Annotated in this window: 10 protein-coding genes; 5 read left to right on the forward strand and 5 right to left on the reverse strand. The window is 64.8% G+C overall.

The genetic code is table 11. The annotated features are described in order from the left end of the window. The first annotated feature begins 411 nt into the window (after window positions 1-411). Complete coding sequence (locus M2342_RS03795; RefSeq protein ID WP_264578099.1) at window positions 412-2,190, forward strand: tannase/feruloyl esterase family alpha/beta hydrolase; 1,779 nt, start codon at window positions 412-414, stop codon at window positions 2,188-2,190. Window positions 2,191-3,088: 898 nt separating this feature from the next. On the opposite strand, the gene M2342_RS03800 is transcribed toward M2342_RS03795, so the two are convergent. From M2342_RS03800 to M2342_RS03820, 5 genes are all read right to left on the reverse strand, one after another. Next, entirely contained in the window at window positions 3,089-3,277 is a 189-nt protein-coding gene (locus M2342_RS03800) for a hypothetical protein (protein ID WP_264578100.1), read from the reverse strand. Between the two features lie 118 nt (window positions 3,278-3,395). Continuing rightward, window positions 3,396-3,866 carry a DUF4126 domain-containing protein gene (locus M2342_RS03805; RefSeq protein ID WP_264578101.1) on the reverse strand — a complete coding sequence of 157 codons (471 nt, stop codon included), beginning with the start codon at window positions 3,864-3,866 and terminating at the stop codon, window positions 3,396-3,398. Window positions 3,867-3,974: 108 nt separating this feature from the next. Then, window positions 3,975-4,793, reverse strand: coding sequence for a hypothetical protein (locus M2342_RS03810; protein ID WP_264578102.1), 819 nt, complete (start codon window positions 4,791-4,793; stop codon window positions 3,975-3,977). After that, a complete protein-coding gene (locus M2342_RS03815) occupies window positions 4,793-7,408 on the reverse strand; it encodes a TonB-dependent receptor (protein WP_264578103.1) in 2,616 nt (871 codons plus the stop codon). Before M2342_RS03815 ends, M2342_RS03810 begins: the two co-directional genes overlap by 1 nt. A 155-nt stretch (window positions 7,409-7,563) precedes the next feature. Then, window positions 7,564-8,031, reverse strand: coding sequence for an SRPBCC family protein (locus tag M2342_RS03820; protein WP_264578104.1), 468 nt, complete (start codon window positions 8,029-8,031; stop codon window positions 7,564-7,566). Between the two features lie 70 nt (window positions 8,032-8,101). On the opposite strand from M2342_RS03820, the gene M2342_RS03825 reads away from it, so the two are divergent. From M2342_RS03825 to infC, 4 genes are all read left to right on the forward strand, one after another. After that, window positions 8,102-8,443, forward strand: a complete 342-nt coding sequence (locus tag M2342_RS03825; protein ID WP_264578105.1) for an ArsR/SmtB family transcription factor — start codon at window positions 8,102-8,104, stop codon at window positions 8,441-8,443. 280 nt (window positions 8,444-8,723) lie between these two features. Continuing rightward, window positions 8,724-10,724 carry a threonine--tRNA ligase gene (gene thrS, locus M2342_RS03830; protein WP_264578106.1) on the forward strand — a complete coding sequence of 667 codons (2,001 nt, stop codon included), beginning with the start codon at window positions 8,724-8,726 and terminating at the stop codon, window positions 10,722-10,724. A gap of 51 nt (window positions 10,725-10,775) precedes the next feature. Beyond that, complete coding sequence (locus M2342_RS03835) at window positions 10,776-11,219, forward strand: acetyltransferase (RefSeq protein ID WP_264578107.1); 444 nt, start codon at window positions 10,776-10,778, stop codon at window positions 11,217-11,219. A 223-nt stretch (window positions 11,220-11,442) separates the two neighbouring features. Further along, window positions 11,443-11,979, forward strand: coding sequence for a translation initiation factor IF-3 (gene infC / locus M2342_RS03840; RefSeq protein WP_181558636.1), 537 nt, complete (start codon window positions 11,443-11,445; stop codon window positions 11,977-11,979). Window positions 11,980-11,999 lie beyond the last annotated feature (20 nt).

Raw genomic sequence — 11,999 nt, forward strand, 5'->3', positions numbered from 1 at the left:
CTCTCCCTTGTCTATTTCCCCGGCCTCCTTTGGCTATTGTGCCTTCAGGTGCGTGCGAGGCTTCTCATTTTCATTTTCAGTCCGCCGACTGTGCCTCTGCTTCATTCATTTTTGGCGGCTTCCATGAGCCTGGCAGAGGACCGCGACGTGCTGTGCTATTGGTCTATGAGGTTTCGTTTGTTTCGGCGAATCCTTTCATTTATATGAAAAAGAAAATAGTTTGTCTGTGGCGCGCGGTCCACAGTTGCCGCTGAGCGAGAATGGGGAGGGGCGTGCAATGGAATCATCATCGCGGCCACACCCCGACAGTTCCCGGACAGAGTCATTCTGCACGAAATTTGTAATCGATTGCTGATTCGCTGTCACGCGTTTACTGTGACGGCGCCTTGTGGAGAGGAGCGGAAGACCGTCATGACCATGCACCGCCTTATGTTTGCGCCGCTTGCGGCCATCCTCGCGCTTCTTCCTCATCAGCTCCGGGCGACCGAAGCCCCGCCGTCGGGCACGACCTCCGCAATGCCAGCCGCGACCATCGCAGATGCCACCGCCCGATGCGCCGCGCTCGGGGCAGGGATGGTGGGTCATTGGCCGGATGCCTCCACCCGGCTGCTCAGCGCGACCTTCAATCCTGCTGGCCCCGCGCCGGTGCCGCCCGGCCCTCCCGGCATGACACCGCCGCCAGTCGAGCTGCCGGCCCATTGCGCCATCGTCGGCGCGACGCGCGCGCATACCGGCGTCGATGGCCAGGCCTATGCGATCAGATTCCATCTGCGCCTGCCGGTGGCATGGAACGGGCGGTTCTTCTTTTCGGGCGGGGGCGGCACCAACGGCGAGCTGGGCGACGCTATTGGCCGGCTGACCGCCGCAGCGCCGGCCCTGGTTCAGGGCTATGCCGTGCTCTCGCAGGATAGCGGGCACGATAATGCTACCAATAGCGATCCCGCCCGAGGCGGCGCGAGCGCCTTCGGTTTCGATCCGCAGGCGCGCGCCGATTATGGCGGTACCTCGCTGCCGGTCGTCACCCATGCGGCCAAGGCGGCGATCCGCCAGTTCTACGGCAGCGATCCCCGCCAGAGCTATTTCGTCGGCTGTTCCAAGGGAGGGCAGGAGGGCATGATGCTCGCCCAGCGCTACCCGGATCTGTTCGACGGGATTGTCGCCGCCGCGCCGGGCTTCTCGCTGCCTAAGGCTGCGATTGCCGAGGCGTGGAATACGCAGGCCTTTGCCTCCGTCGTGCAGGCATCCGGCAAGCCGGTGACGCTTGCCAATCTGCGCGCAAGTTTCAGCATGGGCGATCTCGCGCTGGTCGGGCAGGCCGTGCGCACCGCCTGCGACGCGCTTGACGGCACGACCGATGGCCTGATCGGCGCGGTCGGCCAGTGCACCTCTGCCAGAGTGCTGCCGCAGTTGCACGCCAGCCTGTGCAAGGGCGACAAGGCCGAGGGCTGCCTCTCCCAGCCACAGCTCGACGCGCTGGTGCGCATTCACGAGGGCGCGCGGGACAGCAAGGGCGCGCAAATCTATCCCGGCTTCCCGTGGGATGCCGGCTGGGCGGACATGGGCTGGCGTATCTGGATGCTGGGCACGCCCGATGGCAGCGTGCCGCCGATCAATGTCGCCATGGGTCTGCCTTCGCTTGCCGCCGTCTTCATGACGCCGCCGACGCTGGCCGGCGCCACGCCCGACGAATTGCTGGCCTGGGCCATGCGCCTCGACATGGATCGCGCCCGCGCCGGCGTCGAGGCGGTGGTGCCGCCGTTCATGCGCTCGGCCTGGCAGGATATCGGCGCGCGCTCCAGCGACCTTGATGCGTTTCGCGCGCGGGGCGGCAAGCTCATCGTGCCGCATGGCATGTCGGACCCGGTTTTCTCGGTGAACGACACGCTGGCCTGGTGGGGCGAGGTCGATGCCCGGTACAAGGGCGCCGCGCGGGACTTTGTGCGCGTCTTCCCGGTGCCCGGCATGGGCCATTGCGCCGGTGGCCCGGCGACGGATCAATATGACGCCTTCGCTGCCCTCGTCGCGTGGGTGGAGCAGGGCAAGCGGCCCGATCAGTTGAGCGCAACCGCTGGGCCGATGTCCGGCCTCAACGGCATCCAGCGCCCTATCTGCGCGGCGCCCGCCATCGCCCGGCGGACGGGCGACACATCGGATCAGTCTGCGGCGCAGATCAGCTGCACGCAGCCATGAGCACCGACGGTCGCGCCGTCTCCCCCGTCCGGGCGCGGCCGTCGTTGCAAGGATAGGCGCGAAGTCCGTCTGCCAGACCGTCGCTGCGCTCGCCTGCCATGTGGGATGAGGGGCAGCGCTTCCCATCCCGCGTCGGTCGGCATTTTGAGGAAATGGCCCGCGGTCGTGTGGACAATTTTCATTTGTGACGGAACGTCCGCTAAGGAGCGGCACGGATCGCTCGGTCTACGCCGAGACGCGGTCGTTGCCGATTTTCCCCGTTCGTGCTGAGTAGGGTCTGAGGTGCGCCGCAGGCGCGTAACGAAGAGCCGTATCGAAGCATCGCAGCGCGCAAGCCGGTCCTTCGCTACGCCGCTTGGACAAGCTCAGCACCTACTCAGGACGAACGGAGGGAGCGCCGACAATGGCGTCGCGCCTGATCAGTCCGCATTCAACACCACGGTCGGACCACAGCCATAGCCGCTTTGAAGGGGTGAGGAAGGGTGGATGAGCGGCCAGTTTGGCGTGGCTAACGGACGTAGTATTTACGACAAGCGAGCCACACCAAAATGCTTCCCGCATATAATGCACCTAGAGCTGTCAAAACGAAAAAGGGTGACAGCCCGACACGGACCGGAACGAAAGGTATATTATACAGCCAGTTACGTACTAGCGTGAGAAACACGCCAAGAGCAGAAAGGGCGACCCAAGTTCGGATGGGCGCGTACTCCACTCTCAGTTGTGCTTGCGTTGGCGGGATCGGTTTCACATCGCCATTCTGGCCAATTAGTGGAACGTCCGCAATGTCGTCGTATCCGGAACGTCCGCTTTCACAGCCAAAGGTCGGATAACAGCCATGAGTGCTTTGGAGTGCTGAGGCAGTTCGGCGAACGGCGAGTTTGCTCGGAAGCAGACAACGCTAGCGGTTAGGAATTCCCAAGATCGCGTCCGCAGACGCAACGGCATCCTCGACAGCTATGTCGGTAAGGAGTTCGATCATCTTCCGGCGATCTTTTGATTTCGCCGCTTCATCGAAAGCATCGATAAGCCGGGAGACAAATAGCCGCTCGTTGATGGTCATGCCCGAGTATTGGCTTGGCTCGCTCATGGTGCCAGCATAGCGGGTGAGTGGTAAGCAGCAATGGTCTTGACCGGGAATTGCAGTTGATCAGCCGAAATATCAAACAACGGCCACCAAGCGCAGCAACTGACCTTTCCCGCGCCGCTTAGGTCGCTCGTTCAGCCCCGGCCACACTTGGGCTCGCAATCGCAAGGCCGCTGCCCAGCACGAGCGCGTCCTCGACAAAGCCGGTCGCGGTCTGTCCATAACGCCGCATCGCCGCGCAGCGCACGCGCCAGCCGATGTAGGATGAGGCCAGCGCCGTCCCGACCGCGACGGCCGCGCCCAGCCCACGGCGGCCGCGTGGCGCCAGGGCGGCGCCGGCATAGGCCGCTGTCACGCTGCGCACGGCGAGGCCGATCGGCACGATCCGGTCGGGCGCGCTCTTCATCTTGTCGCCGGCCATCTCCGCCGCCGCCAGCGACGCCGTGCCCGCCGCGATCAGCGGATTGCGCAACAGGCCCTGCAAAGGCAGCACCACCGGAATATCCCCCTTGCGCGTGCCCGTCGCCACTGCCGCCAAGGGCGTCATGCCACGCTGCCCGGCCACCAGGCCGATAAGGAAGGATCGGATCATGTCGCGTTCTCCGTAGATGGGTTCGTCTGGAGAACCGACGCGATGCGGGGATCGTTCCGGGGCGTGAATATTCTTGGGCGGCGTTGCGAGAGGGGCGCCGTCGCCGTCCTATTTCTGCAGCGGCGGCACGCGCATTTCCAGCATGGCGCGGGTCTTGCGGCTGATGCCCCACAGGATGCCCGGCCGGTTCTCGTCCCAATCGATCGCCTGGCCTTCCGCCTCCATGGGCACGGTGGCGATATGGTCCAGCGTGGCGCCACCCTTGGGCAATTGCGTGACATAGAGCTCGGGATTGTCATGGCCGGAGAGCCACAGCCGTCCGTCGGGGCCGAACCCGCCGCCAGAGATGCTCATCGGCGCGATCCGCTCGAGGATCGTGGCGGGCAGCGCCCAGCTTTGCGTGCGGCGCCAGTCCGTATCGAACTGGACGAGGGTGGTGTGGCGGTGGTCGCGCGGTGCCTCGCCGCCCTTGCCGTCATAATTGGCGAACAGCCCCCACCAGTGTCCGTCACGCCAGTCGACCCAAGTCAGCGAGCCCGTACCTAGACCGAGCGAGATAGTGCGCTTGTGGGCGAGGGTGACGGGATCGAAGATCTCGACCGAGCTGGCCTGCGGCACGGCGGGGAAGTTGGAGGCCGCGCACACCAGCTCCGCCTTGATCAGCGCGCAGCTGTTGATGTGCGGGTAACGCGCCGGCTCGCCGGACCAGATCGCCCGTCGTTCCCCGGTCTTGCGATCGTAGCGCGCGATGGTCCAGTTGGCGACGGCGTAGACGTCATCCCGACCGACCGCCACCCCCTGCCGCGCTTCCTCGGCGGGGATGCGGCGCAGCGTTTCGGCCGGCTGGCCTTGCGGCGGGGCGGCAGCGGGTGTCCCCGCCGCCGCCGCCGTGGCGGCACTGGCCGCCAGAGCGAGAAGCAGGCCCATCAGAAATTCGCCGCCACGCCGAACCAGAAGGTCCGGCCATATTCGGCGGATTCCTGCAGGTAGGTGCGCCCGGGCCCGACCAGCTCGCGCCGGCCCTGATTGTTGAGGTTCTGCCCCTCGGCATACAGCGTGATATTGGAGGTGACGCGATAGCTGATATTGGCATCCAGCGTGCCACGGCTCTTCCAATATTGGTCGGCATTGGGGATGGTGTCGTTGATCGTCTCCAGGAAGCCGCCGATATAGTTGTAAGACAGGCGCCCCTCGAACTTGCCCTTCTGATAATAGACCGAGGCGTTCCACACCGTATCCGGCTGGAGGAACAGGCCGGTCACGCGCGGACCGGCCGTGGTGAGGAAGGTGAAGCGCGTATCGAGGAAGGTCGCGTTGGCGCTCACGCCCAGCCCGTCGAACGGATCGGGCAGGAAGGTCAGCGCCTGCTGAAGGTTCAGCTCCAGGCCCTTGATGGTCGCCGTTTCGGCATTGCGCGGTTCAGAGACGAGTACGCTCTCCGGGCCCCGGCCGACATCGATCGTCTCCACATTGGAGAGGGTGAAGATCTCGTTCTTGATCTTCTTGTGGAACAAAGCGGCGGAGATCACGCCATCCTTCGGGTAGAACTCGAAGGAGAGATCGAAGCCCCGGCTCTCGCGCGGCTTGAGGCCCGGATTGCCACGGGACAGCGTTGGCTGGCTGCCATCGAAACTGAGCGTCTCGCTCGCCGCGATGGAGGAATAATCCGGCCGGCCGATGGTGTTGGTATAAGCGCCGCGCACCACGACGCGGTCGGTCACATCCCAGCGGATGTGCGCGCTGGGCAGCCAGTTGCCATAGCTGCCGTCCGTCGTGATCTGGGTGAGCGCGCTTCCGAGCGTGCGATAGGCATCCGAGGAGACTTCCGTGCGCTCATAGCGCAGGCCGCCGAGCAGCGTGACATTGCCGATCCGGGTGCTGCCCTGCACATAGCCGGCATAGACGTCCTCGTTGACCTTATAATCGCCCGCCTTCGAGGCGACGGTGGTGGTGAAGCGGCTCTGATTGGCCTGATAGAAGGCCGGAAAGGCCTGCGCATCGATGCGGATCGGAATGTAGAATTTGTCGCGGATCGCTTCGCTCGGCCCGGCGGTCACCACCTTGTCGAGCGTGTAGGTGAAGCCGCTGGCGGCCTTGTAGTCGGTCCGCTCGACTTCGTTCTTGCGGCTCGTGAGGCGCAGCACGGCACCGGTCTTGAGCTTGATGCCACCATCGATGCTGTCATCGCCATAAGTGAAGTTCAGGCGGAACTGGCCGCTCTTCTCCAGCGACTTTTCCAGATTGCTGCGCTGCTGCTGGAGATAGAAGTTCGCGGGGTTCACCGCGGCGGCGGCGTTGGTCGGCGTGAACACGGGGTAGAAGTCCGACGTGTCATAGCTGAAGGCATAGCGGGTCGCGTCGGCATCGCGGGTGCGGAACTCGATGCTCTCATTGGGCACGCGCATCCGCCCGAGCGAGAACACCGCGTCACCATCCAGCTTCCACTGCTCGCCGCCATCCCAGGCGAAGGCGGTGCGGCCGAGCGCAACGAGGCGCCGCGTAATCGGCTGGTTGAGCTGCACGATGATCCGCCCGCGCGCGAACTGGCCGCTGGTCTGCGTCTGGTTCGCGACGTTGCCGATCGGCTCCATGCGATATTCGATGCGTTCCTCATCGTCCTCGGTGCGGGCGACGACGCCGGAAAGCTCCCAGCGGAACGTGTCGGACGGGCGCCATTCCAGCTTCACATTGCCGCCGGTGCGCTGCTTGGTGTTGTTGTACCAGAAGAGGCGGTGCTGGGTCGGCACCTGGATGCCGTTGCCGGTCGCCGCGCCGCTGTCCACCGGGGCGCCGGCGGCGGTATATTCGCGCACGGAGGGGCTGGCGACCTCGATCTGCGGAATGTCGTAATCGAGCTGCTCCTGGCTCGCGCCGATCACGATGCCCCATTCGTCGTCCGCGCCGAAGGTGGTGCCGGCGGCAAAGGCCAGCCGGTAGGAGGGCTTGCTGTTGCGCACCTCGCCATGCTGCTCATAAATGCCATAAGAGGCGATGCCGTTGAAGAACGGCCGGCCGGCATCGAAGGCGCTGCGGGTGGTGATGTTGATGATGCCGCCGACGGCATTGGCGTCATTCTCCGGCGTCACCGTCTTGATGACCTCGATCCGCCCCGCCATCACGGAGGGCACGATGTCCAGCGGCACCGTGCGCCCGCCCGAATCCACGCCCGCCACCAGCGCGCCGTCCACCGTCGTGCGGTTGTAGGTGGATTGCAGGCCACGCAGCACCGGGAAGCGCGGCTCGCCCTGATCCTCCTGGACGGACAAGCCCGGAATGCGCCGCAGCGCCGCCGCAGTATTATGGTCCGGCAGCTTGCCGATATCGTCGGCGGAGATCGCATCCATCACCGCAAACGCCTCGCGCTTCTCCGCCGTCGCCTCATATTGCGCGCGTCGCTGGCCGGTGACGACAATCGTATCGCCGTCCGCACCAGCCTCGCTCTCGGCCTCCGGCACGGGCGCGGATTGCGCGAAGGCAGGCGTGGCAAGCAGAATGGCCGAGCACAGCAAAGCGGCCCGGAAAGTCGGGTAAAGCGGTTTCATTGTGGTGAGTCCCCAAAAGCAGGTTTTGTTCTGGGGGCGGCAGATAGGGAGGCGTTGCGTCAGGGAGGTGACGGAACGGCGTCACGCACATGAAGGGAGGATGACGGATTGGTGACGGGTGGGGTCTCGTCAGGTCAGTGGGCAGGCACAGCCCATCACTTATAAAAGCCGTCTCGCAGATTTACCCCATGCTCAAGCCACATGCGCATGGCGCAGAGCATGCCGGTCCAGCCTTCGCAATTGCCGTAGGACGCTTTGAGGCCCGCCGCATTGTCGCGCCAGCCCTCTTCGCTGATCTGCACATGGGTTCGTCCGTCGTCCAGCGCGGCGAAGGTCATTGTCACGGTGGTGAGCGCGCGGCCCTTCGCGTCCGGCGTCACGGCGTCGTCCGCGCCGGCCCAGCGCAACACGATGCAGGCATTCTGCTCCACCTCGATCACCTCGACGGGGAAGGCGCCGGGAAAGTCATGAAAGTCCCAGGTCACCGTTGCACCGGGTTCCAGTCGCCCCTGTGCCCCGCCCGTGGTGAAGAATTGGGAGAGGTGGGCCGGGTTCACCACGGCCTCAAACACCTCATGCACCGGCTTGGCGATCCGCCCGCCGACCGTGAACTTCAGTTCCATGCTCTATCCTCTCGCAAAGGAAGCACCACCGACTCTTGATAGGGCGACTCATATGTTATAAAAACATAACATGTCAACGCAGACTGAAATCGCAAAGCCCGAGACGGACAATGAGGATGCCGCCGACGCGCTGTTCAAGGCGCTGGGTCACCGCGCCCGCCGCCGGATGCTCGATGCGCTCAAGGGCGGCCCGCAAACCACCGGGATGCTGTGCGCGCTCCTGCCGGAGCTGGATCGCTGCACGGTCATGCAGCATCTTGGCGTGCTGGAGAGCGCCGGGCTGGTGATCGCCGAGAAGCGTGGGCGCGAGCGCTGGAATCACCTCGATGCACTGCCCATCCACGCGATCCACGAGCGCTGGATCGGCCCTTATGCGGCATATGCGGCGTCGATGCTTGCTCGGCTGCGCTGAATCGACGACGCTGTAAGGGATGCCCGCCAGCAGGTGACAAACCTCCGCGCTCCCCTTATGAAAGCCCCATGCCTCGTCTGCGCTTCACAGCCGCGACTACGCCCACCACCCGGACTAGCACCGGGGTCGTCGGCACGCGTCTCATCGATTGAAGCGCGCAGGACCGAAGGCCCCATCCCAGCAGCGGATCGGGGCGGTCATGCGCATCCGGCCCGTTCCGCCTCTTCCCAAGTCTTCCGCACTTGCCTAAGCGGCAAGCCGCACAGCAGGAACCAGACCGATGACGCAACAGGTGACAATCACGCTCCCCGATGGCTCGCAGCGCGAGGTTGCGCGCGGCACCACGCCGGCGGAGATCGCCGCCGCGATCGGCCCCGGCCTCGCCAAGGCGGCGCTGGCCGCGCGGGTGGATGGCGAGCTGGTCGACATCACCCGCCCGCTGGAGGCCGATGCGCAGCTTGCCCTCGTCACGGCCCGCGACGAGGCGGACGCGCTGGAGCTGGTCCGCCACGATTACGCGCATATCCTCGCCGAGGCGGTGCAGGCTTTGTTCCCCGGCACGCAGATCACCTTCGGCCCGTCCACGGACGATGGCTTCTATTATGACGTCGCGGCGCCGGCGGATCGCGGGCCGTTCACCGAAGAAGACCTGCCCGCCATCGAGGCGAAGATGCGCGAGATCATCGCTGCCGACAAGCCACTGCGCCGCGAGGTCTGGACGCGCGAGCAGCTCATCGCGCGCTGGACGGGGCAGGGCGAGCGCTTCAAGGCCGAATGGGCGGCGGAACTGCCCGGCGACGAGGATCTGACTGTCTACTGGTCCGGCAGCGACTGGCTGGACATGTGCCGCGGGCCGCATCTCGCCTCCACCGGCAAGGTCGATCCGCAGGCGTTCAAGCTCACCCGCGTCTCCGGCGCTTATTGGCGCGGCGACCAGAAGAACGCGATGCTCTCGCGCATCTACGGCACCGGCTGGCTCAACAAGAAGCAGCTCGATGCCCATCTGCTCCGGCTGGAGGAGGCTGCCAAGCGCGATCACCGCAAGATCGGGCAGGAGATGGACCTGTTCCACCTCCAGCAGGAAGCGCATGGCAGCGTGTTCTGGCATCCGCAGGGCTTCGTCATCTGGCGCCAGCTCGAGGCCTATATGCGCCGCGCCATCGATGACGCGGGCTACCACGAAGTGAAGACCCCGCAGGTGATGGACGCGCGCCAGTGGGAGCAGTCTGGCCACTGGGGCAAGTATCGCGAGAATATGTTCGTCATCCCGGACGAGGTGCCGAATGTCGAGGACGAAGGCCCGCTCGTGTCGAATGATGCGCAGTGGATGGCGCTCAAGCCGATGAACTGCCCGGCGCATGTCCTCATCTTCCGCCAGGGCATTAAGAGCTATCGCGATCTGCCGTTGCGCATCTACGAGAATGGCTGCTGCCACCGCAACGAGCCGCATGGCGCGCTGCACGGCCTGATGCGCGTGCGCCAGTTCACGCAGGACGATGCGCACATCTTCTGCCGCGAGGACCAGATCGTCGATGAAGTCCGCGCCTTCTGCGCGCTGGCCGACCGCATCTACAAGGACTTCGGCTTTACCTATTCGATCAAGCTCGCGCTGCGCCCGGAAAAGCGCTTCGGTTCGGACGAGATGTGGGATCTGGCCGAGACGGAATTGCGCAACGCTGTCATCGCGGCCGGCCTTGCGACGGACGAGTATGGCTGGGAGGAGCTGCCCGGCGAAGGCGCCTTCTATGCGCCCAAGCTGGAATGGCACCTCACCGACGCCATCGGCCGCACCTGGCAGGTCGGCACCATCCAGTCCGACCGCGTGCTGCCCGAGCGGCTGGACGCGAGCTATGTCGGCGAGGATGGCGCCCGCCACCGACCGGTGATGCTCCACCGCGCGATCTTCGGCAGCTATGAGCGCTTCATCGGCATCCTCATCGAGCATTATGCCGGCAAGTTCCCGCTGTGGCTGGCGCCGGTGCAGGCGGTGGTCGCGACCATCGTCTCGGATGCGGACGGCTATGCGACCGAGGTGGTCGAGAAGCTGCGCGCCGCCGGCATCCGTGCCGAGACCGATCTGCGCAACGAAAAGATCAACTACAAGGTGCGCGAGCACAGCCTCGGGCGCGTGCCCAATCTGCTGGTCGTCGGCCGTCGCGAGGCGGAAGAGGGCACCGTTGCCCTGCGCCGTCTCGGCAGTGACGAGCATCAGAAGGTGCTGAGCGTGGATGAAGTCATCGCGCAACTGGTAGCGGAAGCCACGCCGCCGGATTTGGCCTGAGTGGAACTCAGCCCCTCTTCTCCGGGGGAGGGGCTAGAAGAAGGGAAGCTGATGAGCATCCACATCCGCGAGGCGACTCCGGCCGATCTGCCGCGCGCGCTGGCGATCTGGCGGGCATCGGTTGACGCGACGCATGGCTTTCTCACGCCCGAGGACCGGGTTGAGATCGATCGGATAGTCGAACACGAGCATCTTCCCTCGGTCGACCTGTGGGTCGCGACGGATGCGGCCGGCACCGTCCAGGCCTTTCTCGGCATGGGGAAGGACGAGATCGATTCGCTTTTCGTCGATCCGGCCGTGCATGGTCAGGGCTATGGCAGCGCTCTTGTCGCGCACGCTCTCGCGCTGGTGCCCGGTGCAAAGGTGGATGCCAGCGAGCAGGCGCCTCAGGCCATCGCGTTTTACGAAGCGCGTGGGTTCGCGCGCACGGGGCGCTCGGAGACTGATCCGGCAGGGCGGCCCTATCCGCTCATTCATTTCCGCCATCCGGGCTGAGGGATGCCGCAAGGCCGCGCTCGTTCATCATCGGCCTCGCTGATGATGGCCCTTGCCGTGAGCGGCTTGCGATCCTAAATGCACGGTGCACGCAACTGTGGCCTTCGCGCCGCAGTTTGCCTCGTGTCGCGCTACGGCCTCTTTCCGTTCTCATGGAAAACCGGTAAGGTGCGCATCTCGCATATGTGAATTGGCAACAGGAGAAACTGCTATACGTCCCCCGATGATGCGCCGCCCGATGGCGCCACAGCCCGCGAACGGCCCCCGCTACAATGAATTCATCAGTGTGCCCAAGGTGCGCGTCATTGATGAAGAGGGCGAAAATCTGGGCGTGATGTTCACGCGCGAGGCGATCGAGCAGGCAGCGGACGTCGGTCTGGACCTGGTAGAGGTCTCTCCCAATGCAGACCCGCCGGTCTGCAAGTTCCTGGACATCGGCAAGTATAAGTACGAGGCCCAGAAAAAGGCGAATATCGCCCGCAAGACCCAGAAGACGCAGGAGATCAAGGAGATCAAGATGCGTCCGAACATCGACGATCATGATTATGATACGAAGATGAAAAAGGTCGTCGATTTCATCGGCGAGGGCGACAAGGTCAAGGTCACGCTGCGCTTCCGCGGCCGTGAAATGGCGCATCAGCAGCTCGGCATGCAGCTGCTCCAGCGCGTCGCCGAGAACACGGCCGAGATCGCCAAGGTCGAATCCTATCCGCGCCTCGAAGGCCGGCAGATGCTCATGGTGCTCGCGCCCAAGGGCTGAATTTTTCGGTCGGGGGGCGG

This window comes from Sphingobium sp. B8D3A (assembly GCF_025961995.1).
GTDB lineage: Bacteria > Pseudomonadota > Alphaproteobacteria > Sphingomonadales > Sphingomonadaceae > Sphingobium.

Excerpts from the sequence above, each read along its gene's own strand:
- M2342_RS03835 (WP_264578107.1), top strand. The coding sequence starts at position 10,776 with ATGAGCATCCACATCCGCGAGGCGACTCCGGCCGATCTGCCGCGCGCG.
- M2342_RS03795 (WP_264578099.1), top strand. The coding sequence starts at position 412 with ATGACCATGCACCGCCTTATGTTTGCGCCGCTTGCGGCCATCCTCGCG.
- M2342_RS03800 (WP_264578100.1), bottom strand. The coding sequence starts at position 3,277 with ATGAGCGAGCCAAGCCAATACTCGGGCATGACCATCAACGAGCGGCTA.
- thrS (WP_264578106.1), top strand. The coding sequence starts at position 8,724 with ATGACGCAACAGGTGACAATCACGCTCCCCGATGGCTCGCAGCGCGAG.
- M2342_RS03825 (WP_264578105.1), top strand. The coding sequence starts at position 8,102 with ATGTCAACGCAGACTGAAATCGCAAAGCCCGAGACGGACAATGAGGAT.
- M2342_RS03820 (WP_264578104.1), bottom strand. The coding sequence starts at position 8,031 with ATGGAACTGAAGTTCACGGTCGGCGGGCGGATCGCCAAGCCGGTGCAT.
- M2342_RS03805 (WP_264578101.1), bottom strand. The coding sequence starts at position 3,866 with ATGATCCGATCCTTCCTTATCGGCCTGGTGGCCGGGCAGCGTGGCATG.
- infC (WP_181558636.1), top strand. The coding sequence starts at position 11,443 with ATGATGCGCCGCCCGATGGCGCCACAGCCCGCGAACGGCCCCCGCTAC.
- M2342_RS03810 (WP_264578102.1), bottom strand. The coding sequence starts at position 4,793 with ATGGGCCTGCTTCTCGCTCTGGCGGCCAGTGCCGCCACGGCGGCGGCG.
- M2342_RS03815 (WP_264578103.1), bottom strand. The coding sequence starts at position 7,408 with ATGAAACCGCTTTACCCGACTTTCCGGGCCGCTTTGCTGTGCTCGGCC.